We start from the raw sequence: 22922 nt of genomic DNA on the forward strand, positions 1-22922 counted from the left end.
CCAAATCGGACAGCATGTAATCTCCGCGACTAGACCGGTATAGGTGACCTTCGTCACTTTATGGGACGATTTGAACCTGACATTCCTTGATTTCCCGCGGAAACGTGTTTCTGCGGGGCTAAATGCTCAGCATACGTCCCAAAAACTCCGGTGGTCCGGACCATAGCATTTAGCACACACCGATGAACCCGAGGAAGGGAACCGAAATGGGCGATCTGGCGCAAAAGCCGCTGCTTGAGAATGCACCCACCACACATGCCGGTCTGCTGGCATGGGTCGAAGAGGTTGCTGAGCTTACGCAGCCGGACCGGATCTACTGGGTCGACGGCTCCGAAGAGGAGAACACCCGCCTTACCGACGAACTGGTCGCGGCAGGAACTCTGACCCGCCTGAACCAGGACCTCTTTCCCAATTCTTTCGCTGCTTTCTCCGATCCCGCTGACGTGGCCCGCGTGGAGGAGCAGACCTTCATTTGCTCCGAGAAGGAGCACGACGCCGGGTTTACGAACAACTGGATGGCGCCGGCAGAAATGAAGGACAAGCTTCGCGGCCTGTTCGCCGGGTCCATGCGTGGCCGGACCATGTACGTCATCCCGTTCGTTATGGGCCACCTCGACGCCGAGGACCCTAAATTCGGCGTCGAGATCACGGACAGCGCCTACGTTGTGGCTTCGATGCGCATCATGGCCCGGATCGGCACCGATGTCCTGAACCGCATCACCGAAACCAACGCGTTCTACGTCCCTGCGCTGCACTCGCTGGGGGCCCCGCTCGAGGCCGGCCAGGCAGACGTGCCCTGGCCCTGCAACCCGGACAAGTGGATCGTCCACTTCCCGGAAGAGCGGTCCATCTGGTCCTTCGGCTCGGGCTACGGCGGCAACGCACTGCTGGGCAAGAAGTGCTACGCCCTGCGCATCGCCTCCGTGATGGCCCGTGACGAGGGCTGGCTGGCCGAGCACATGCTCATCCTCAAGCTCACCTCGCCCGAACAAAAGACGTACTACGTCTCCGCTGCCTTCCCGTCCGCCTGCGGCAAGACAAACCTTGCCCTCCTGGATCCCACCATCAAGGGCTGGAAGGTCGAAACCCTCGGTGACGACATCACCTGGATGCGGTTCGGCAAGGAAGGCGAACTGCGCGCCGTCAACCCTGAAGCAGGCCTCTTCGGCGTTGCCCCCGGCACGGGCTGGGGCACCAACCCCAACGCCATGCGGGCCATCGCCAAGGGCAACAGCATCTTCACCAACGTGGCACTGACCGACGACGGCGGCGTCTGGTGGGAGGGCATGACCGAGGAAGTCCCCGCTCACCTCACCGACTGGCAGGGCAACTCCTGGACCCCGGACTCTGACAAGCCCGCAGCGCACCCCAACTCGCGCTTCTGCACGCCGATCGACCAGATCGACATGCTCGCCGAGGAGTACCACAGCCCCAACGGGGTTGAGCTTTCGGCCATTCTGTTCGGCGGCCGGCGCAAGACCACCATCCCCCTCGTTACCGAGGCACGCAGCTGGTCAAACGGCATCTTCATGGGGGCCACGCTGTCCTCGGAAACAACGGCCGCCGCAGCGGGTGCAGTGGGCGTGGTGCGCCGCGACCCCATGGCCATGCTGCCCTTCATCGGTTACGACGCAGGCGACTACCTGAACCACTGGGTCAACCTCTCCGCAAAGGCCAACCCCGAGCGGCTGCCCAAGATTTTCCTGGTCAACTGGTTCCGCCGGAACTCTGAGGGCGGCTTCGCCTGGCCCGGATTCGGCGACAACGCCCGTGTCCTCAAGTGGGCCATCGAACGCCTTGAGGGTACAGCGGATGCTGTTGAGACCCCGATCGGTTTCGTGCCTACCGGCGATTCGATCGATCTGGAAGGCCTGGACATGACCCCCGCCCAGGTGGAGGAAGCAGTTAAGGTGGACCCGACCGAGTGGGCAGCTGAACTGGCCTCCATCGAGGAATGGTTCGCCAACTTCGGCGGATCGCTTCCCGACGCGCTCCAGTCGGAGCTCACCAGCCTGAAGTCCCGGCTGGGGTGAACCCCTTAAGTACAACGGCGTCTTAAGTGCGACGACGGCCCCGCACCCTTCCAACAAAGGGTGCGGGGCCGTCGTCGTTCGTTGCCAGGGAGGCGGTGGGGGACTCAGCCGGCCAGCCAGATGTCCGGGCCGAACACCTCGTAGTGGATCCGGGTAGCGGGGATCCCGGCGTTGATTGCCTCGTTGCGGATGGTCTTCATAAAGGGCAGAGGGCCGCACAGGTAGAGGGAAGCATCGGCCGGAAGGTCCACTTCGCGCAACGACATAAAACCCGCCTCGGCCCCCGCTGCAGGCTGCTCCAGCCACAGCCGCAGCTCGGCACCATCCAGGCGCTCGACGTCGGCAGTCATCTGGCTGCGCAGGGCCCAGCTGTCCAGGGCGCTCTCGGCGTGAAGTACCAGCACCTGCCGTTCGGACCCGGAATCAGCCAGGGAGCGCAGGATTGACGCGGTGGGCGTGCAGCCGATGCCGGCGGACGCCAGCACCACCGGACCGTCCCCGTCCTTGAGGGTGATCTCGCCGTACGGGTTGGAGATTTCCAGGATGTCGCCCACCTGCACGCTGTTGTGAAGGACAGGTGAGACCTCGCCGCCGTCATCCAGCTTGGTGGTGAAGCTGCGGCTGGTGCCCGCTTCGCCCGACAGGGAATACTGGCGCACCTGGCGAAGTCCCTCAGGCAGGACCACTTTGACGCTGATGTACTGGCCGGGAAGCGCCGGCGTCACCGGGGCTTCGTCTGCGGGCTCAAGGGTGAAGGTTGTTGATCCGGCCCCGGCGGGAGTTTTGGCAGCCACCCGCCATGGCATCCACATCCTGTCATTCGCCTGCCCTGCGTACAGCGCCTTCTCGAGTTTGATCAACGCGTCCGCCATAAGCCAGTACACCTCTGTCCAGGCTTCCGCGATTTCGGGCGTAATGACCTCTGCCAGGTCCTCGGCGATGGCCGCGAACAGGTGCTCGTAGACCACCTGGTACTGCGGTTCCGTGATGCCCAGGGAGGCGTGCCGGTGGGCGATCCGCGAGAGGACAGTCTCGGGGAGGGTGCCCGGATTGTTGACGAGGTGCGTGGCGAAGGCCGCGATACTGCCTGCCAGGGCCTGCTGCTGGTTGCCGGAGCGCTGGTTGGAGCGGCTGAACAGGCCGTCCAGGAGTTCGGGATGCGCGGCGAACAGCCGTTGGTAAAACTTGGGCGTAATTTCACTGATGCGTGCACCAACGAGCGGCCGCGTTGCCTCGATGACGGGGCGGGATTTGTCCGAGAGCATAGGAACTCCTGAGGTAGGGACCGGGGCCCTTCGCCCGGCCTTTGCGAATACTTGCATTGCAGATGCTTGTATTCATCCCAAGTTCTACACGCTGTAGAACTTCGGATCAAATCCTGCGGCCCATGCGCCTGCAGTCCACGTAACGGTCAGGGAAGATGTTCCAGGCAGGGCCTAAAGCCCCGGGCGAAGTCCGATAATTTCGAAGACCGGGGCCATCTGCCGGGAAGCGGGAAGATCGGCGATCACTACACCGTCAAGCTCGTGGTAAAACGCCTCGCGCGCCCGTGACAGTGCCGTGCGGAGCTTGCAATCGTTGATAAGCGGGCAGTTGCCGCTGGGTGCAACGCACTCAGCGGCATCACTTCGGGTGTCGAGCAGGCGGAGGATCTGGCCCACCGTGGCTTCACGGCCTGCGTGGCTCAGCCTGAAACCGCCCGTGCGGCCCCGCTCCACCTCGATCAGCCCCAGGTTGCGTAGCTTGGCCATGGCCTTGCTGACATGGTTGTAGGGCGTCCCCACGGTATCGGCAATGTTTTGCGTGGTAAGCAGGGTGCCGCCAGGGGCGGCTGCAAGCACCATGAGTGCCCGCAGGCTCACGTCTGCAAAAGCATTGATTTTCATGGCCGGACGCGGTCTAGTCCACCCAGATGGCGGGCTCGCTGGCGTCAGCCGCGAGCTCGCCGAACTCCCACGTTCGGGTGACGGCGTCGGCCGAATAGGGCAAAACCGCGGCAAATACCGGGCCCTCGCGGTGCTCGGTGGCCACATGGATGGCGTCCGTGTCCTCCTCCACCAGCAGGATGTCGCAGACCACAGCCGCGGCCCGGAAGTCGTCCCGGTTCTGGCGCAGCAGGGCGGTGAGGTCGCTGATCATGGCATCGGCGTCGAAGTCTCCGCCGGAGCCTTCCGCCGCGTCCGCGGGGGACACGGCAACCAGGCGGACCTCGCCGTCGTTCTGTACCGTCAGGGCGAATGGCAGGAAGCCGCCGTTGCGCTGGAGCTGTTCCTGCGCGGCGCTGATGCCTGTTCCCAGAAGGTTCTCAAGGTCCGTAGCCGTGCTCTCGGGAACGGTGTCACGCCAGGACGCTTGCCCGCCGGTGCCCCCTCCGGAGCCCAATGCGCTGTCAGCCATGCGTGGACTAGGCCCGGACCATCGACAAGACGCGGTCCCGGATACGCTCCATTGTGGCCCGGTCCGTAGCCTCAGCGTTGAGCCGGAGGAACGGCTCGGTGTTGGACGGGCGCAGGTTGAACCAGTAGCTGCCGTCATTGGCCGTGAACGTGCTGCCGTCCATGCCGTCGATGGTGATGTCTTCGTCTGCAAAGTCCAGGCGGACGCGCTCAACTGCTGCGGCTTTGTCCTCCACTTCGGAGTTGATCTCGCCCGAGGATACGTAGGGCTCGTACTCGCGGCCCAGTTCAGAAAGCGGACCGTCCTGCTCGCCCAGGGCAGCCAGGACGTGCATTGCCGCGAGCATGCCGGTGTCCGCATTCCAGAAGTCACGGAAGTAGAAGTGGGCTGAGTGCTCTCCGCCGAACACCGCCCCTTCCTTGGCCATGACTGCCTTGATGAAGGAATGGCCAACCCGGGTGCGGACCGCCCTGCCGCCGTCGTGTTCCACGAGTTCGGGCACGGCACGCGAGGTGAGGAGGTTGTGGATGATGGTGGGGGTGGCTTCGCCCTGCGCCTTGGCGCGGGCGATCTCGCGGCGCGCCACCATCCCCGTGATGGCGGACGGTGAGACGGGCTCACCATTCTCGTCGATGACGAAGCAGCGGTCGGCGTCACCGTCGAACGCCAAGCCGATGTCCGCGCCGTGTTGCAGCACTGCAGCCTGCAGGTCCCGGAGGTTCTCAGGTTCAAGCGGGTTGGCGGGATGGTTGGGGAAGGAGCCGTCCAGCTCGAAGTACAGGGGAACGATGTCCAGAGGCAATTTGGGGAGCAGAGCGTCGCCCAGGACTGCGGGGGTAGTGAGGCCGGCCATGCCGTTTCCTGCATCCACCACCACCTTCAATGGACGGGAACCGGAGAGGTCCACCAGCTTGCGGAGGTACTCGGAGTAGTCCTTGAGCACGTCCCGGACGCTGATCTGACCTCGTTTCGCGACAGCAGGGATGGAGCCGGTGTTGAGGTACTGCTCGGCAAGGGCCTGGATGTCTTTGAGGCCTGTTTCCGAGGAAATGGGCACGGCCCCGGCCTTGGACATCTTGATGCCGTTGTAGCCGGCGGGGTTGTGGCTGGCGGTAAAGGTGGCACCGGCACGGTTCAGGTATCCGCAGGCGAAGTACAGTTCGTCGGTGGAGATGAGGTCGAGGAGCTCAACGTCGGCTCCGCGGGCAACTGCGCCGCTGGCGAAAGCCTTGCTGAACTCGGGGGAGGAGGGGCGCATGTCGCCGCCCACCAGGATCGTCTGGTCCTGGAGCTGCAGGACATCCACGAACGCTGCCCCCACGGCTTCAACGATTTCGGCGGTAATGGACTCGCCCACGATGCCCCGCACGTCGTACGCCTTGAAGGATGCCGAAAGGTCAAAAGCCGTTGTCTGTTCGCTAGTCACGGGCTTATCTTACGGTGAAGCCGGAGCCCGGCAATTAACGTAGGGCTATTTTTGTGGACAAACGCATCTGTGTGAGGGCATTCGGCTGGCCGGCTTAGCCAAAATCCACATAGCAGCCACAGTGCTCCTAAGTGTCGGACGTGGCTGGGATACTGAATCAATGGTCGATAACCAGCACGGCACTGTACTTTCCGAAGCGCCAACCACTGACGTCCCTTCCTTGACAGCAACGCATGCGCAGGCACTCACCGTTCTTCGCGAGCTCGTGGGCAACCCAATGGCCGGCTTCCATGAGGGCCAGTTTGAAGCAATCGAGGCATTGGTCGACGGCGGCCGGAGGGCTCTGGTAGTCCAGCGCACGGGCTGGGGGAAGTCGGCAGTCTATTTTGTGGCTTCCCTGCTCTTGCGGCGCCGGGGTGCCGGGCCCACCTTGATCGTTTCCCCGCTCCTCGCTCTGATGCGGGACCAGGTGGCTGCCGCCGCCCGTGCCGGGGTGCGTGCCGTCGCCATCAACTCCGCCAACCAGCTGGAATGGGACACCGTCCGGGAACAGTTGGCCGCTGACCAGGTGGACGTGCTGTTGGTCTCGCCGGAGCGGCTCACCAACCCGGCCTTCCGGGAAACCCAGCTGCCGGAGCTGATCCGGCGGACCGGCCTGCTGGTTATTGACGAGGCGCACTGCATCTCCGACTGGGGCCACGACTTCCGCCCCGACTACCGGCGCATTGCGGACCTGATCACCCAACTGCCGGACACGGTTCCGGTGCTGGCAACCACCGCCACGGCAAACTCCCGGGTGGTGCATGACATCGAGGAGCAGCTTGGGGACGGTGTCCTCACCATCCGCGGTTCCCTGGGGCGTGACTCACTGCGGCTGGGCGTCCTGTCCCTGCCGGACTCGAAGCAGCGCCTGGGCTGGCTCCTGACACATCTGGCAGACCTGCCCGGAAGCGGCATCATCTATACCTTGACCGTGTCGGCGGCAGAAGACACTGCCCGGCTCCTCGCCGAAGCGGGGCACGACGTACTGGCGTATACCGGCCGCACCGATCCAGCTGACAGGGAACGCGCCGAGCAGCTGCTGAAGGACAACCAGGTCAAGGCGCTGGTGGCCACTTCGGCCTTGGGCATGGGCTTCGACAAGCCTGACCTGGGCTTCGTGGTTCACCTGGGCGCGCCGTCTTCCCCGGTGGCCTACTACCAGCAGGTGGGCCGTGCCGGCCGCGGTGCGGCCAATGCCGATGTCCTGTTGCTTCCGGGCTCGGAGGACCGCGATATCTGGCAGTACTTCGCCACCGCCTCCATGCCCTCCGAAGAAAAAGCATCGGCCGTCCTCACTGCCTTGGCGGATGCCGGCACTGCGCTCTCCACGGTGGCCCTGGAAGCTCGGGTTGACCTCCGCCGCACCCCGTTGGAACTGCTGCTTAAGGTCCTGTCCGTTGATGGCGCAGTGGAGCGGGTGGGAGGCGGCTGGCGGGCAACGGGCCAGCCATGGGTCTACGACGAAGAGCGCTACCGGCGGATCGCTGAGGCCCGCGTGGACGAGCAGGACTCCATGGTGATCTACCAGGACACCGCCGGATGCCGGATGGAATACATCACTTCCGTCCTCGACGACGAAACCGCCCATGCCTGCGGCCGGTGCGACAACTGCGCCGGGCGTTGGTTCCCCGCAGACATCGCAGAAACCGCAACGGAGGCAGCCGGCCAGACCCTCAGCAGGGCAGGCGGGATTTTGGAAGCCAGGCTTCAGTGGCCCAGCGGCATGGACCGCCTGGGCGTGCCGGTCAAGGGGAAGCTCAAACCAGCGGAAGGTTTGGCCGAGGGGCGTGTCCTGGCCCGGCTGACGGACCTTGGCTGGGGTGGTGCATTGCGCGGGCTCTTTGCCGCCGGAGCTGAAGACCGTCCCGTGGATCCGGCCATGCTGCAGGCCTGCGTGCAGGTTCTGCGGGAGTGGGGTACCGGGGACGCCCGCAACCCTGGTTGGAGCGGAGTGGGCCGGCCCGCCGCGATCGTGAGTATTCCGTCCCGGAGCAAGCCCGAGCTGGTGGGCTCACTGGCCAGGGGAATCTCGGACATCGGGCGCATTCCCTACCTTGGCGGGCTGCAGTTGGCCCATGGTGGTCCCACCGGAGGCCGCGGCGGCAACAGCGCCTACCGGTTGGCCGGCATCTGGGACCGGCTGGTGGTCGGGCCCGACCTCGAAGCTGCGCTGGCCGCTGTGCAGGGCCAGCCGGTAATGCTGATTGATGACCTCACGGACAGCCGCTGGACGTTGACCGTTGCCGGCCGCGCCCTTCGGCAGGCCGGTGCGGGAGCGGTCCTCCCGCTGGCCCTTGCCCAGGCGGGGTGAAACCAGGCGGGGTGAAACCAGGCCGGCCGAGCCAATGCAGCGGGCTCAACGACGGCTGAGGAGAGAACCGGGCCTCAGGACGGAAGGACCAGCCCAGCACAAGCAGCGGACGTCAGACTGGCGGGGACGGTTGCTCCCGGGCGGCCGGCAATGGCCAGGACCACGGAGCCTACACCCGCTGGGCTTTGCGCCGGCTGACCTCCGCGCCGGCCTGCCGCGGCAGGAACAGGCTGTCCGCCGTGCTGGCCAGCATCAGCACTGCCATGGCAATGAAGGCCCCGCGGAAGGGCCCGGCGGCGTCGTCGGGAAAGGTGCCCAACCCGTCGAACAGCCGGACCAGCAGCGCCCCCACTGCAATGCCGGCGGCAGCGGCGAGCTGGACGAGGGTGGCAGAAACAGTGTTCGCCGAGGTGAGCTGCGCCGGCGCAATGTCCGCGTACTGAACTGACGCGTAGGCCGAGAAACCGATCGAGCGGAAAGCCCCGCTGCACACCAGCAGGGCGAAGGTCAGCGGCTCGGGTGTCTCTGCCGTCAGCAGGGCGCAGAGCGCGAAGGTGGCCGCCGAGGCAACCGAGGCAAAGACGAGCATCGCCTTGAAGCCGAAACGCCGGATGAGGGGAGTTGTAGCCGGCTTGATACCGATGTTGCCGATGAACACAGCCGCCACCATGGCGCCGGCATGCAGCGGCGACCAACCGAACCCGGCCTGGAACATCAGGGGCAGCAGGAAAGGGACGGAGCTGATGGTCAGCCGGTAGGCGAACCCGCCGGTGGCCATGGCCCTGAACGTCCGGGTGCTGAAGACGCCGAGGTCAAAGAGTGGATTGCGGCTCCTCCGCATCCACAAAACGGCACAGGCGACAGCCACCGCCCCTGCTCCTGCACTGAGGGCCGCCCAGGGAGCGGGGTGGGTGTTTGCCAGTTCGAGGCCCACCACCAAAGCCCCCACGCCGAGCGTCGTAAGGAACAGCCCAAGCCAGTCCAGCCGCCGCCCCCGGTCACCCGCCGCCGCCGGGACGAGGCGCAGTGCGAACAGGAAGGCGGCCGCACCCAGCGGGAGATTGATCAGGAAGATCCAGTGCCAGGACAGGTAGGTCGTGAGCGCCCCGCCCACCAAGGGAGCGAGGACCGGGGCCAGGAGGCCGGGCCACACCAGGAACGCCGTGGCGCGGAGCAGTTCGGCTTTCGGTGTCCCGCGAAGGACCAGAAGGGTTCCGACGGGAACCATCATGGCGCCGCCAAACCCCTGCGCGACCCTGCTGAGGGTGAGCGCCGTGAGGTCCGGGCTCAGCGAGCAAGCCAGGGACGCAACGGTGAAGATTGCAATGGCCAGGCAAAAGACACGGCGGGCGCCAAACCGTTCAGCAAGCCAGCCGCTCAGCGGGATGCCCATGGCTACCGTCAGCAGGTACGCCGTCATGGTGATGCCCACGTCCGCGGCGGCGACCTGGAAGTCCTCTGCGATGTTGGGGATGGCCGTGGTGAGGACGGTGCCGTCCAGAAACTCCATAAAGAAGGTGGCGGCCACCAGCAGTGCCAGGCGCGGACTCCACGCCTGCGTGTTGCCTGGCGTCTCATCCACCATGTTGCTTGCTGCCATCCGTTCATCATTCCACCGCTGCGGCACCCGGGGTGGCACCTGTCCGTACCCCGGACGGGGAAGGGCGCCGGGGCGGCGGGCAACGTGTCATATAACCCGGCAACGTCGCTGGTACGCAAAAGGCCCCGGTCCAGGACCGGGGCCAAACGCGGAGACGGGGGGATTTGAACCCCCGGTGGAGTTGTGCCCCACACTTCATTAGCAGTGAAGCCCATTCGGCCGCTCTGGCACGTCTCCAATTGCTATTCCTAGCCCACCAAGGATACGCAGAACGTGCCACGCAGCGCAAAACGGATCAGCCGGCGCCTCAAAGTGCCCCGGGAATCGCCCGCCGCCTACAGGCCCGGGGCGTGCCCGGACCGCACCATCCTGATTTCGTGCAGGTTTTCCCAGTCGGGGATCAGGTCCTCGGCACCATCAGGCGCGAACCCGAAGTGGCTGTAGAAGCCGATCGCACGGCCGTTCCCGGCTGCCACCCACAGGCTTGCCGCGCTGTCGCCCAGTGCTGACTCCAGGAGGCGGCGCCCCAATCCCAGCCCCTGGTGCGATGCCAACAGGTAGAGTCCCCACAATTCCAGGTCCCCGGACAGTGGCGGCTCTGATGGGTGGAAGGAATCACCAGCAGGTACCCGTCGGATGCCCGCGAATCCTACGATCACGTTTTCGTCGCACGCAACCCAGGCTTCCGCGGGCTCCGCAGTGTCGAGGAGGTGGCGCCACAGCGGCAGCCGGTTGTCGGGGCCCTGTGATGCCAGGAACCCCTCGGACAGCATGCCGCGGTAGGTTTCCTGCCAGCAGCGGACGTGGACCTCCGCCAGCCGCTCCACGTCACTCCGCACCGCCCGCCGCACGGCCAGGGACACCGCTACACCATCCCGCCCGCCAGCGCCTTCCAGAGGAAATGCTGGCTGCGGGCCTGCAGCGCCGCAGCCTGCCGGTTGTCCGACGCTCCGGCGTGTCCGCCCTCAAGGGCCTCGTGGAACCACACGTTCGGGATGCCCATGGCCAGCATCCGGGCAGCCATCTTGCGCGCCTGCACCGGACCGACCCGGTCGTCGGACGTTGCGGTCCAGATGAACGTCTGCGGATATTCCACCCCGTCCTTGAGCAGGTGGTAGGGGGAGAACGTCTTAATGTACTCCCACTGCTCCGGGACGTCAGGGTCACCGTACTCCGCAATCCACGAGTGGCCGGCGGACAGCTTGGTGTAGCGGCGCATATCGAGCAGCGGCACGCCGCAGGAGACAGCTCCGAACAGTTCGGGGTACTGCGTCAGCATATTGCCCACCAGGAGCCCGCCGTTGGACCCGCCCACGCAGCCCAGCCGCTCCGGGGAGGTGACACCGCGGGAGATCAGGTGCCGCGCCACGGCCGCGAAGTCCTGGTAAGCCTTATGCCGATTCTCGTGCAGGGCTGCCCGGTGCCATCCCGGCCCGTATTCGCCGCCGCCGCGGATGTTGGCCACCACGTACACGCCGCCCCTGGAGTGCTGCGCTTCTCCGTTGGTGCCGGCGGAAGCGGACGTGCGGCGTTCCAGCCATGCCCTGCCCACAGTGCCGCTGTAGGCAGGGGTGCGGGAAACCTCAAAACCGCCGTAGCCGGAGAGCTGGGTGGGGTTTTGCCCGTCCAGCGGGAGGTTGCGGGAGGCAACCTGGAAGTAGGGAACCCGGGTTCCGTCGTCGGAAACTGCGAAGTGCTGCTGCACTTCATAGTTTTCGTCGGCAAAGAACGACGGCGAAGTCTTGACTGTCGCGTGCCTGCTCACCACCCCTGGTGTCCCCGCTGCGGCGCGCGTCAGGGTGCCCCGCATCAGCGTGCTGGGGGTGGTGAAACCCGTGGCGACGAGCCAGAAGTCGTCGCCCGCGCCGGCGTCGGCCTCGTCTTCGTCGTCCACTGCGTAGGCGTTGACGTCGTGCAGCGGCGGGCAGGCATCCAGGGGACTGGACTCCCATGCTCCGGTGGCCTCGGCCGTTGGCCGGGACGGGTCGAGGACTCGAATCTCGGAGGACACGTCCTTCAGCAGGTTGAGCAGCAGGAAGTTCCGGGTCCAGCTCCAGGACTGCAGCGAGGTGCTGGCGTCCGGGGTGAACAGCACGGACATCTCGCGAGCACCGGCCAGGTAGTCCTCAAGCCGGGCGGCGAGGAGCGATCCAGCAGGGTAGGTTGACCCGTTCAGCACCCAGTCCTGCTGGGGGCGGAACAGCAGCCATTCGCGATGTGCACTGACGTTGACGTCGGTGGGAACGTCGATGGCCGTCCAGGAACCCTCGCTCAGAACGTAATTGCTCCTGTTGTAAAAGTCGATGTAGTCAACCGCGAAGGTCCTTTCGAACCCCGGTGTGGAGTCGTGGGCCACCACTGCCATCATGTGGTTCTCCGGCACCTCGAACAGGCGGGGTGCTTGGGCCAGGGAGGCGCCGCGCTTGAGGGTGACCGCTGTCCGGGCGTACGAGGACGCAGTCCGCGGAAGGCCCTCCGCGGTGGAGGCCACCAGCAGCTCGTCTGCATCCAGCCACGACACGTTCCCCTTTGCCGTCGGCAGGTCAAAGCCGCCCTGCGCGGGGTCCACGAACGTGCGCGACTCCACGTCGAATTCCCGGTAGCGGTTGGCGTCGCCGCCGTCAGGGGAAAGCGCCAGCAGCGCCAGGCGGTAGGGCGCACCCGGGGCAGGGCGGAGGAAAGTCGCCCCGTGGAAGACCCATTCTTCGCCCTCGGCGGCGGACAGGGCGTCGACGTCCAGCAGGACATCCCAGTCGGGCGTATCAGTGCAGTAGCTGTCCCAGGTGGTGCGGCGCCACAGGCCCTTGGGGTTCTGCTGGTCCTTCCAGAAGTTGTAGTACCAGTCGCCGCGCTTGCCCACCATGGCGATCCTGTCCGTGGAGTCCAGTACCTCCAGGATTCTGCCCTCGAGTTCCACGTAGCCGGCGTCCTCCAGCAGGTCTTCCGTGCGTGAATTCTGCTCTTTCACCCACGCCAGCTGCTGCTCGCCGTAGATCTCCTCGAGCCAGACGTTTTCGTCCGTGGGCTCGGGCGCGATGCCCGACGGTGCTGTGCCGGGCGTGGTGCCGGTACCGGGGGCGGGCGCTGGATCAGCTGCAGTGGCGGTCATGCGCCCCATCCAAACAACATCCGCGGACGGCTGGCAAGTCAAGCGTCCAGCGCACACTTTGATTTCAGCCCGTACTCTGGATGCCGTGGAAAAAACGCAGAGCATCCGGACCGCCGTTATCGGGGCAGGTCCCCGGGGCACCAGTGTCCTGGAACGCCTGCTTGCCCGCAGCGCCGCGCTGATCGCGTCCGGCGCCGGCCCGGTGCGGCTCCATATCGACGTCATCGATCCCTATCCGGCAGGTCCGGGCCACGTGTGGCAGCCGGGGCAGTCGCGGCTGTTCCTGATGAACACGCAGTCCTTCTATCCCACGCTGATCCCGCAGGACCCTGCCCTGGCGCCGCCGGTCGCGGGCACCACCTTCGACCAGTGGCGGGCCCGGCAGCAGAAGGACCCTTCACCGTCCCTGACTGAAGAAGAGCGCGCGGAGCTCGCGGTCCTGGCCTCCAGCGATTTTCCCAGCCGGGCTCTGTACGGCCGGTACCTCCGCAGCACCCTGGAGGAGCTGACGCGAAACGCGCCCGACGGCGTCACCATCGACTTCCACGACACCTCCGCACTGTCGGTGCGCCCCTCGGGCGACGGAATGTTCGACGTCGGACTGGCCACCGGAGCGACGCTTCGCACCGGATCCGTCGTGCTGGCGCTGGGCCACATCCCGTCCCGCCTGAATCCTGAACAGCGGGAGCTGCAGGCTTCCGCGGAGCAGTTGGGCCTGCGGTATTTCCCGCCCGCTGTTCCCGCCGACGTCGATTGGTCCCTGATTCCTGCCGGCGAACCTGTCCTGGTCCGGGGCATGGGGCTGAACTTCTTCGACACCATGGGCCAGTTGACCGAAGGCCGGGGCGGCAAATTCATCAGCCACGGTTCGGTGCTCCGCTACGAGCCGTCGGGCCAGGAGCCGCGCATCATTGCCGCCTCCCGCCGGGGAACGCCCTATCGGGCCAAAGCTGCGCTAAACGGCTACTACCCGGCTTCCGTCACCTTGCGCTACTTCACCGAGTCTGCGCTGGACCGCTTCACCAAGGCCGGCATCCGCCCTGCGTTCGACCATGATTTCTGGCCTCTCCTGCACCGCGATGCGCTCTGGGCCTATTACTCCACCCTGGTGCGCTCGCAGCCCAATGCGGTGCCTGATTCTGCAGCCTTCCTCGAAGCACTGGATGAGGCACTCCACCCGCACGCGCACAGTGCCGCGAACTGGGAGGACAGTGTGGAGAGCGTCCTGGCTGTCCACGTCGGGCCCCGGCACCGGCTGGACCTGCCGGGTCTGGCGGCGCCGCTGGCGGGGCGGTCCTTTGCGTCGCGCGCCGAACTGGACGCCGACGTCGTGGAGTACCTGCTGGACGATGCGCGCCGCTCGGCGCTCGGCGAGGATGACCCGGTGAAAATGGCCATCGGCGCCCTCCACCACGGGCGCGCGGTGCTGAAAACAGCGGTAGCCGACGGCGGCATCACCGATGAATCCTGGGTCGCGGGACTGCGTGGCTGGTTCGAGTCGTTTGTGGAAGGACTTGCCAGCGGGCCTCCTGCGCTGCGGTCCGAACAGCTCGCCGCCCTGGCCAGGGCAGGAGTGGTCAGTTTTGTCGGTCCGGACCCCAAGTTGGGGGTGGACCGCAGGAACGGGTTCTTCACTGCCTTCTCGCCGTGGGTGGACGTTGCGCCAGTGGTTGCACGGACGATGGTGGAGGCCCTGGCACCCGGCAACAGGGTGTCCGCGAACGATTCGCCGGTCTTGGAGCAGCTGCTGGCGGACGGCCTGGTGCGGCCGCGCCTCATGATGTCGGTGGAGGGTGCTCCCGTGCAGTCCACAGGCCTGGACGTGGAGCCGCACCCCTACAGGCCGCTGGCAGCGAACGGTTCCGTGACGGAAGGCCTCTACGTGCTGGGGCTGCAGCTCTCATCCACGCAGTGGGGCACAGCGATCGCGGCGGAAGCCGTCCAGGCTGGGGGGCCGAACTACCGCAGCGGCCAGCGAACGCTGCGCGACGCCGACGAAATCGCCGGCGCGATTCTTGCGCTGTAGCAAACCCCCCAACCCTCTCTCACCTGATGTGCCTTAAACGCCAACCATCTCTCACGTGATGTGCCTTAAGCCCCAACGCTCTCTCACCTGATGTGCCTTAATCCCCAACGCTCCCTCACCTCGATGAGAGAGCGTCGGCGGAAAAAGCACATTAAGCCTGTATGCCCCTTGCGGGGCGCCCGTTCCGGGCTGAAAATGTGCCTGTGGTCGCCTGCGACGCCGTAGTCACTATGGTTCTTTCAGGCCGTCATTAAGCCGGGCGCCGGGGATCCCGCCGTGGGCCCTTCACTGTTTCTTTTGCCGAGAACGAGGACTAGATTTCCGATTTCCCCCGGTGATCCCCGCGGGCGGCCGCTTTATCTATTGGCGGATATTTCGGGCGAGGAGATGAGTAGGCCATGTTGGCCGCAACCCAGGATGAGGAACAGATCATTGCCAGGGTCGCTGCCCTGGATATCGGCAAAGCCGAACTCGTGTGTTGTGTCCGGGTCCCTGCGGAGGGGAACCCGAGGAAACGGCTGCAGGAGGTCTCCACTCATTCGACGATGAGCCGGTCCTTGACGGAACTGGCGAACTGGTGGACCTGCGTATCGAGCGGGTGGTGATGGAGGCGACCTCCGATTACTGGAAGCCGGTGTTTTACCTCCTGGAGGCGCACGGGCTCGAGCCGTGGCTGGTCAACGCCCGGGATGTCAGGCACCTGCCGGGGCGTCCGAAGACGGACGTGCTCGACTCGGTGTGGCTCTGCAAGGTGGCCGAACGGCAGATGATCAGGCCCAGTTTTGTCCCGCCCGCCCCAATCCGGCAACTGCGGGACCTGACCCGGTACCGGATCGATCTGGTCGGAACCCGGACCGCGGAGAAGAACCGGGTCGAAAAACTACTCGAAGACGCCTGCATCAAGCTCTCCGTCGTCGCTTCGGACATTTTCGGGGTATCCGGGCGGGAAATGATGGCCGCGCTCATCGCAGGCGAACGGAACCCCGGCGTGCTCGCGCAAATGGCGCGGACCCGGATGCGGACGAAGATCACCGAACTCGAGGAGGCCTTCACCGGCCACTTCGATGACCACCACCGCTTCCTGTTGGCCCGGATGCTGGCCCGGATCGACGGCATCGACGCCGACATCGCCGCGGTCGATGAACAGATCGAGGCGAACCTGGCCCCTTTCGCGGAAGCGGCGGTACGCCTGGATGAGATCCCGGGCATCGGCCCCATTGCCGCCGCCGTTATTCTCGCTGAGATCGGGGCCGACATGTCACGGTTCCCGACCGAGGGGCACCTGTGTTCCTGGGCAAAGTTCTCCCCAGGCATCAGCTCCTCTGCAGGAAAAACGAAGGGCAACGGCTCCACCGGACACGGTAACCGCTACCTCGCCCGGGTCCTGGGCGAGGCCGCCGTCGGAGTCGGCAGAACGGATACCTTCCTGGGCGAACGCTACCGAAGGATCGCCCGGCGCCGGGGCAAGAAACGCGCCATCGTCGCCGTCGGACGGTCCATCCTCATCATCATCTGGCACCTGCTCCAAGACCCCGACGCCCAGTTCCACGACCTCGGCGCGGACCACTTCAGCCGCCGCACCGACCCCGAGAGCAGAAAGCGCGGCCACATCCGCCAGCTCGAAGCCCTCGGTTACACCGTCACCCTCACACCCGCAGCCTGACCCGCACCCCACCTTTATACAAACACCCGCCAGACCATGACGGGTGCACCAGTGCGCACCGACCACGGTCACGTCCCCTCCATTTTCGGACTAGTGAGAGAGCGTCCGGAGGGTCGTGCCTTTACGACGGCGGCTTGGGTCGCCGGCTGACCGTTGGTAGCTTGCGGGGAAGCGCCGGCTGGCCGTTCTCGTGAGCATTACTTCCGACGCGTGGGACCAGGCTTCGGCTTACTGGTCCTGTACAGACCCGGCGGGGCTTGAAATGACCTTAAACATGCCGCCCATTGGATCTGCCAACTGCGCCACCCGGCCAAAGTCGCTGTCTGCCGGTCCGTCCAGGATAGAGCCTCCCATCGCCAGGGTGCGCGCAACCGCGGCATCGGTATCCTCGACGGCGAAGTACACCTGCCAGTGGGAAGGGACAGCGTCCGGAAGATACCCGGAAGCGTCCATGATCCCGGCCTGCGCGGCTTCCCCGGCACCGAGGGTGGTGTAACGGAACTCGGGAGCTTCGCTCATGACACTCGTCTGCCAGCCAAAAACGTTTTCATAGAACTTCACGGCATCGTCGTACTCCTTGGTGTGCAGTTCATGCCATGCAGGGGCCCCGGGTTCGGCAGCGATTCCATACCCGCCCATTCCGCGGGGCTGCCAAGCACCCACCGCAGCGCCGCTGGAATCGGCAAAATATGCCATGACTCCCTGCCCCGGGACGTCCATGGGCTCCATGTAGATCTCTCCGCCGTTGGAGGCCGCTGAGGCTGCCGTGGCAGCGGCGTCGTCTGTGCACAAGTAGGTGGACCACATGTCCGGGAGTCCCGCCTGGTCCTCTTGCTTCTGCATAATGCCGGCCACGTTTTTTTCGTTCTTGAGGGCGGTGATGTAGCCGCCGTAGAGCTCCTGGTCACCCGTTTGGAACTGCCAGCCAAAGAGTTCGCCGTAGAACTCGCGGGCCTTGGCGGTGTCGGAGGTCATCAGGTCAATCCAGCAGGGGTAGCCGGGTTTGATGTCGGGAGTGGGCATAGCGTCTCCTGGTTGAGTGGTGATCCGTTGTTCAGGAGCGGATGGATCTCCGTTCCGGACGGACACCAAGAGGCTATGCGGGGGCTCTGACACTTTCAATGGTTCCGGCCCGTTCCGGCCCGTGCACGCAGTTGTCCGGGACAAACGAAGGACCCCTGCCGGCCAGCGTGCTGGCGGACAGGGGTCCCAATCGCGGAAGGTAAGAGATTCGAACTCTTGGTACGGGGTTACCGCACACTAGTTTTCAAGACTAGCTCCTTCGGCCGCTCGGACAACCTTCCTCGACTAGTAGTGTTTCATAGGCACTTGCCTGCAACAAAACAGAGACCGGAAGCTGTCCGGTGCACACTGGTTGCAGCCACTATTCAGTCAGAAACGGGAGTGTTCCATGAAAGCCGTCTACATATCCGAACCGGGCGGCCCGGAAGTACTTGAGGTCCGTGAGACGGACGCTCCGGTACCCGGACCCGGGGAGGTGCTGATCGACGTCGTCGCCGCCGGCCTGAACCGCGCGGACGTGCAGCAGCGCAGGGGCTTCTACCCGCCGCCGCCCGGTGCTTCGGAGATCCCGGGACTGGAGGTTTCCGGCCGGATCGCGGGCTTTGGCACCGGGGTCAGCAAGCCGTTCTCCCTTGGGGACAAGGTGGTGGCGCTGCTGGCCGGCGGCGGATATGCCCAGCAGGTGGCGGTGCCCGCTGAGCAGGTCCTGCGGGTGCCCGACGGCGTGGACCTGGTCACCGCGGCGTCCCTGCCGGAGGTGGCCGCCACGGTTTACTCCAACCTGGTCATGACCGCCCAGCTCCAGGCCGGCGAGACAGTTCTGATCCACGGCGCCACCGGCGGGATCGGCACCATGGCCATCCAGCTGGCCAAGGCCCTGGGCGCAAAGGTGGCAACGACCGCGGGTACGGACGAGAAGGTGGGGACGGCAAAAGCCTTCCTCGGTGCCGATATTGCAATCAACTACACGGAAGAGGATTTTCCTGCGAGCCTCCGCGAGCAGAATGGCGGGCGGGGCGCTGACGTGATCCTCGACGTCGTCGGTGCCAAGTACCTGTCGCAGAACGTGGAAGCGCTCGCCGACTACGGACGGCTGGTGGTGATTGGCCTGCAGGGCGGCACCAAGGGGGAGCTGGACCTGGGACAGCTGCTGAAGAAGCGGGCGGCGGTGGTGGCGACGGCATTGAGGCCCCGGCCCGTCGAAGAAAAAGGTGCCATCATGAACGCCGTCCGCGATGCCGTTTGGCCGCTGGTCAGCGACGGCAGGATCCGTCCGCTGGTTGCCAAGACCTTCCCGCTGGATCAGGTGCGGGCTGCCCATGAGTACTTCGACAGCGGCGACCATGTAGGGAAAATCCTTCTGCTGATGTAGGGCCCTCCGAGGCATGGATACTGAGTATTGCCCCGGAAGTCCTGGTGCATTACGCTCCACCCATACGCGGTATGCAGCCGCGTTCGGGGCGTGTGTCCCCAGGCTTGCAAGCATAAGGAGCGCCATGTCCATCCGTCACAGCCTCCTCGCCCTGCTGCAGGACCAGCCGCGCTACGGCTACCAATTGCGGGTTGAGTTTGAGAACCGCACAGGAGCCACCTGGCCGCTGAACATCGGGCAGGTGTACACGACGCTGGACCGGCTGGAACGCGATGGCCTGGTGACCAAGGACGGCGACGACGGCGAGGGCCATGTCATTTACAGCATCACTGACGCCGGCAAAGCGGAGGTTGGGAGCTGGTTCACGGCGCCGGTGGAGCGGAGCAACCCGCCGCGCAACGAGCTGGCCATCAAACTGTCACTCGCCGTCACCATCCCTGGGGTGGACGTGAAAGGCATCATCCAGGCGCAGCGGGTGGCTTCCATCAGGGCGCTGCAGGACTACACCAAGGCCCGGAGGGACACCGCCGGCGGCCAGCGCTTGGGAGACACTGCCTGGCTGCTGGTTGTTGATTCCCTGATTTTCCAGACGGAGGCGGAGGTCCGCTGGCTGGATCTTTGTGAGGCCAGGATGGTCCAGCAGGCCCAGCCCGCCGGGCAGGCAGCACGCAGGACGTCCAACGGGGTCACGGACAACGCCGCACTGCCCACCGCGGACAGCCGCCGGTGAGCGTCCGCGGACCGCAATTAGGTCACTAAATTGGGTCTTTTTGATTGTTGCCAACAGGCTTACCGTGGGTTCAGGAGCCGCCCGGCCAGGGCAGCGGAACCAGGAGGACTTTCCATGACAACGCACGTCGCAGACTGCAGCGTAACGAACTGTTCCTTTAACGATCACACGAACTGCAATGCCGCTGCCATCACGGTGGGCGGTGCCGAAAACCATGCACACTGCGCCACCTTCATTGACACCGGAACTCACGGGGGCCTGCCGAAGGTGCTGGCCGATGTGGGAGCCTGCCAGCGCTCCGAATGCGTCCACAACGACCACCTGATGTGCAAGGCACCTGAAGTGCACGTTGGGCCAGGGGCCGACAACGCCGACTGCCTCACCTACTCACACGTCTAGCAACCGTTTCCGCCGCTGGCGGGAGTCAGGGCCTTCGTCCGGAACACCGGGTGGGGGCCCTCTTTGCTTGGAGCCGTACGCAGGCCGGAAGCGCCGCGGGGCGCAGCCGCAGCATGTCGCTCGACGACGGGTGCCGGCCGCTCGGCGCAGGGCTCTTCCCAAAGCGGCGGAATCCAGCCCGATCCGCACCTGTCGTTGGTAGGGTGCCTGTCAGCAGAAGCGAACAGAATCTCAAGGAGGAGACATGGCCGAAATGCCTGATCGACGGAGCGCAGGCCGGGGTGAAGGTGCGGTTGCCACCGACACCGGTCTTCCTCCCTCGTCCCTGGACGAAAAGGTCCGCGAGGCGGAAGAGAAGAGATGGACGCCTGGGAAGATTGCCCTGTGGGCCGCGATTGCCCTGCTGGGCGGCGTGGCGTGGTTCATGCTCGCGATCATCCGTGGCGAGACGGTCAACGCCATCTGGTTCGTGTTCGCCTCGGTCTGCACCTACCTCATCGGCTACCGCTTCTATTCCAAGGTCATCGAGCGCTACATCACCCGGCCGGATGACCGCCGGGCCACCCCCGCAGAGTACAAGGCGGATGGCAAGGACTACGTCCGCACGGACCGCAACGTCCTGTTCGGCCACCACTTCGCCGCCATCGCCGGTGCCGGACCGCTGGTCGGCCCCGTCATTGCAGCCCAAATGGGATACCTGCCCGGCACTATCTGGATCATCATCGGCGTCGTCCTGGCCGGCGCAGTGCAGGACTACCTGGTCATGTTCTTCTCGATGCGGCGCGGCGGGCGCTCGCTGGGACAGATGGCCCGGGAGGAACTGGGCGTCATCGGCGGCACCGCAGCCCTGATCGCCACCCTGCTGATCATGGTCATCATTGTGGCCATCCTTGCCTTGGTCGTCGTCAATGCCCTTGGTGAAAGCCCGTGGGGCGTCTTCTCGGTTGGCATGACCATCCCGATCGCCCTGTTCATGGGCGTCTACCTCCGCTACCTGCGGCCCGGCAAGATCATGGAAGTTTCCCTGATCGGCTTTGTCCTGCTGATGGCTGCGATTATCGGCGGGGGCATCGTTGCCGAGACCCCATGGGGCGCGGACATGTTCACCCTGGACAAGGTCACCATCGCCTGGGGACTTATCATCTATGGCTTCATCGCAGCCATCCTGCCGGTGTGGCTGCTCCTGGCTCCGCGCGACTACCTATCCACCTTTATGAAAATCGGCGTGATCGTGATGCTCGCGTTGGCCATCATCGTGGTCCGCCCCGAGATCGCCGTCCCGGCCTTCAGCGAGTTCGCCAGCAGGGAGAACGGCCCGGTCTTCCCCGGCGCACTGTTCCCCTTCCTCTTCGTCACCATTGCCTGCGGCGCCCTCTCCGGATTCCACGCCCTGATTTCCTCCGGCACCACACCGAAACTCGTCGAAAAGGAACGGCAGACCCGTTTCATTGGCTACGGCGGAATGCTGATGGAGTCGTTCGTGGCCATTATGGCCCTGGTCGCGGCAATCTCCATCGACCGTGGCCTCTACTTCGCCATGAACGCCCCGGCCGCCCTCACCGGCGGAACCGTGGAAACAGCTGCTACCTGGGTCAACAGCCTGGGCCTGGCCGGGGTCAACATCACCCCGGACTTCCTCGCGCAGACTGCCGCCAACGTGGGTGAAGAAAGCATCGTTTCGCGGACAGGTGGCGCCCCGACCCTCGCCGTCGGCCTCGCCCACATCATGCAGCAGTTCATTGGTGGCACGGCCATGATGGCGTTCTGGTACCACTTCGCCATCATGTTCGAGGCCCTCTTCATCCTCACGGCAGTCGACGCCGGCACCCGCGTTGCCCGGTTCATGCTGCAGGACTCTATTGGCAACTTCGTTCCCAAGTTCAAGGAGCACTCCTGGCGGCCCGGCGCCTGGCTCTGCACCGCCATCATGGTAGGGGCCTGGGGTGCCGTGCTGCTGATGGGTGTGACCGATCCGCTGGGCGGCATCAACACGCTGTTCCCGCTGTTCGGCATCGCCAACCAGCTGCTCGCCGCAATCGCTTTGTCCGTCTGCCTGGCCATCGTCGCTAAGCAAAGAACCTTCAAGTACCTGTGGATCGTGGCGCTGCCCCTGGCCTTCGCCGCGGTGGTCACCATCACGGCGAGCTACCAGAAGATCTTCTCGTCCACCCCGGCGGTGGGCTACTTCGCCAACAACGCGGCCTTCAGCAAGGCACTGGCGGAAGGGAAGACGGAGTTCGGCACCGCAAAGTCCGTGGCAGCGATGGAGGCCGTGGTGCGCAACACCGCCATCCAAGGCTGGCTGTCGGTGATCTTTGTGGTGCTGAGCATCATCGTGATCACGACGGCGTTGCTCGCCACCATCAGGGCGTTCCGCAATCGCGCGGACGCGACAGCGGCCAGGGGCAATGAGGACCCCGCCAGGCCTTCGCGCGTCTTCGCCCCCGCCGGGCTCATTCCGACGCCGGGGGAGCGGGAGCTGATGGCTGAGTGGGACAAGGTCCCCGCCGAGCTGAGGTTCGAGAGGGCAGGACACCACTGATGAGCTCCGGACTCGCTGCCGTTGCCAAAGGTTTCCGGGGTTTCGCGCGCTATTTCCGCGACGTACTGGGGGCGGATGCGTACGCGAAGTACTTGGAGCACCACCAGGCAGCAGGCCATAGCACGCCACCCTTGGGCGAGCGTGAGTTCTGGCGGGACCGGACCGACCGCCAGGACTCCAATCCCCAGGGCCGGTGCTGCTGATTTAGCCTGCAGCGGACAAACTGTCGGCGGGCTTCATGGAGTGGAC

The 22922-nt window shown here is 65.3% G+C and carries 18 protein-coding genes and 2 tRNA genes; 10 read left to right on the forward strand and 10 right to left on the reverse strand.

Annotation, left to right across the window (positions count from 1 at the left end):
• The first annotated feature begins 206 nt into the window (after positions 1–206).
• Positions 207–2033: a phosphoenolpyruvate carboxykinase (GTP) gene (locus M1D93_RS04365; RefSeq protein ID WP_461173953.1), complete on the forward strand. Its 1827-nt coding sequence runs from the start codon at positions 207–209 to the stop codon at positions 2031–2033.
• 104 nt (positions 2034–2137) lie between these two features.
• Here the strand turns inward: M1D93_RS04365 and M1D93_RS04370 are convergent, their stop codons facing one another.
• The 4 genes from M1D93_RS04370 to M1D93_RS04385 form a co-directional block, all read right to left on the reverse strand.
• Positions 2138–3298 (reverse strand): globin domain-containing protein, encoded by a 1161-nt coding sequence (locus M1D93_RS04370; protein WP_461173954.1) that lies wholly within the window; start codon positions 3296–3298, stop codon positions 2138–2140.
• A gap of 171 nt (positions 3299–3469) precedes the next feature.
• Positions 3470–3919 (reverse strand): RrF2 family transcriptional regulator, encoded by a 450-nt coding sequence (locus M1D93_RS04375; RefSeq protein WP_461173955.1) that lies wholly within the window; start codon positions 3917–3919, stop codon positions 3470–3472.
• Positions 3920–3932: 13 nt separating this feature from the next.
• Positions 3933–4430: a hypothetical protein gene (locus tag M1D93_RS04380; RefSeq protein WP_461173956.1), complete on the reverse strand. Its 498-nt coding sequence runs from the start codon at positions 4428–4430 to the stop codon at positions 3933–3935.
• A gap of 7 nt (positions 4431–4437) precedes the next feature.
• A complete protein-coding gene (locus M1D93_RS04385) occupies positions 4438–5856 on the reverse strand; it encodes a phosphomannomutase/phosphoglucomutase (protein ID WP_461173957.1) in 1419 nt (472 codons plus the stop codon).
• A gap of 160 nt (positions 5857–6016) precedes the next feature.
• On the opposite strand from M1D93_RS04385, the gene M1D93_RS04390 reads away from it, so the two are divergent.
• Positions 6017–8209, forward strand: coding sequence for a RecQ family ATP-dependent DNA helicase (locus M1D93_RS04390; RefSeq protein ID WP_461173958.1), 2193 nt, complete (start codon positions 6017–6019; stop codon positions 8207–8209).
• Positions 8210–8378: 169 nt separating this feature from the next.
• Here the strand turns inward: M1D93_RS04390 and M1D93_RS04395 are convergent, their stop codons facing one another.
• The 4 genes from M1D93_RS04395 to M1D93_RS04410 form a co-directional block, all read right to left on the reverse strand.
• A complete protein-coding gene (locus tag M1D93_RS04395; RefSeq protein WP_461173959.1) occupies positions 8379–9809 on the reverse strand; it encodes an MFS transporter in 1431 nt (476 codons plus the stop codon).
• 149 nt (positions 9810–9958) lie between these two features.
• Positions 9959–10046, reverse strand: a tRNA-Ser gene (locus M1D93_RS04400).
• Positions 10047–10144: 98 nt separating this feature from the next.
• The gene (locus tag M1D93_RS04405) at positions 10145–10672 is read right to left on the reverse strand and encodes a GNAT family N-acetyltransferase (protein WP_461173960.1); all 528 of its coding nucleotides are present in this window, start codon (positions 10670–10672) and stop codon (positions 10145–10147) included.
• Positions 10673–10674: 2 nt separating this feature from the next.
• A complete protein-coding gene (locus M1D93_RS04410; protein WP_461173961.1) occupies positions 10675–12918 on the reverse strand; it encodes a prolyl oligopeptidase family serine peptidase in 2244 nt (747 codons plus the stop codon).
• A gap of 85 nt (positions 12919–13003) precedes the next feature.
• Here M1D93_RS04410 and M1D93_RS04415 point away from each other — a divergent pair, with 85 nt between their 5' ends.
• From M1D93_RS04415 to M1D93_RS04425, 3 genes are all read left to right on the forward strand, one after another.
• Positions 13004–14944 (forward strand): FAD/NAD(P)-binding protein, encoded by a 1941-nt coding sequence (locus M1D93_RS04415; protein ID WP_461173962.1) that lies wholly within the window; start codon positions 13004–13006, stop codon positions 14942–14944.
• Positions 14945–15342: 398 nt separating this feature from the next.
• Positions 15343–15549 carry a hypothetical protein gene (locus tag M1D93_RS04420; RefSeq protein WP_461173963.1) on the forward strand — a complete coding sequence of 69 codons (207 nt, stop codon included), beginning with the start codon at positions 15343–15345 and terminating at the stop codon, positions 15547–15549.
• On the forward strand, positions 15522–16607 hold the full coding sequence (locus M1D93_RS04425) for an IS110 family RNA-guided transposase (protein WP_461173964.1): 1086 nt from the start codon (positions 15522–15524) through the stop codon (positions 16605–16607). The genes M1D93_RS04420 and M1D93_RS04425 overlap by 28 nt, the downstream gene beginning before the upstream one ends.
• Positions 16608–16835: 228 nt before the next feature.
• On the opposite strand, the gene M1D93_RS04430 is transcribed toward M1D93_RS04425, so the two are convergent.
• Positions 16836–17630: a VOC family protein gene (locus tag M1D93_RS04430; RefSeq protein ID WP_461173965.1), complete on the reverse strand. Its 795-nt coding sequence runs from the start codon at positions 17628–17630 to the stop codon at positions 16836–16838.
• Positions 17631–17823: 193 nt separating this feature from the next.
• Positions 17824–17911 (reverse strand) — tRNA-Ser (locus M1D93_RS04435).
• A 107-nt stretch (positions 17912–18018) separates the two neighbouring features.
• On the opposite strand from M1D93_RS04435, the gene M1D93_RS04440 reads away from it, so the two are divergent.
• The 5 genes from M1D93_RS04440 (at position 18019) to M1D93_RS04460 (ending at position 22876) form a co-directional block, all read left to right on the forward strand.
• Positions 18019–19002 carry an NAD(P)H-quinone oxidoreductase gene (locus M1D93_RS04440; protein ID WP_461173966.1) on the forward strand — a complete coding sequence of 328 codons (984 nt, stop codon included), beginning with the start codon at positions 18019–18021 and terminating at the stop codon, positions 19000–19002.
• 124 nt (positions 19003–19126) lie between these two features.
• Positions 19127–19732, forward strand: coding sequence for a PadR family transcriptional regulator (locus M1D93_RS04445; RefSeq protein ID WP_461173967.1), 606 nt, complete (start codon positions 19127–19129; stop codon positions 19730–19732).
• Positions 19733–19846: 114 nt separating this feature from the next.
• Positions 19847–20131, forward strand: a complete 285-nt coding sequence (locus tag M1D93_RS04450; protein ID WP_461173968.1) for a DUF1540 domain-containing protein — start codon at positions 19847–19849, stop codon at positions 20129–20131.
• 244 nt (positions 20132–20375) lie between these two features.
• Positions 20376–22673 (forward strand): carbon starvation CstA family protein, encoded by a 2298-nt coding sequence (locus M1D93_RS04455; protein WP_461173969.1) that lies wholly within the window; start codon positions 20376–20378, stop codon positions 22671–22673.
• A complete protein-coding gene (locus tag M1D93_RS04460; protein ID WP_461173970.1) occupies positions 22673–22876 on the forward strand; it encodes a YbdD/YjiX family protein in 204 nt (67 codons plus the stop codon). Before M1D93_RS04455 ends, M1D93_RS04460 begins: the two co-directional genes overlap by 1 nt.
• Positions 22877–22922 lie beyond the last annotated feature (46 nt).

This window comes from Arthrobacter sp. Z1-9 (genome assembly GCF_054792695.1).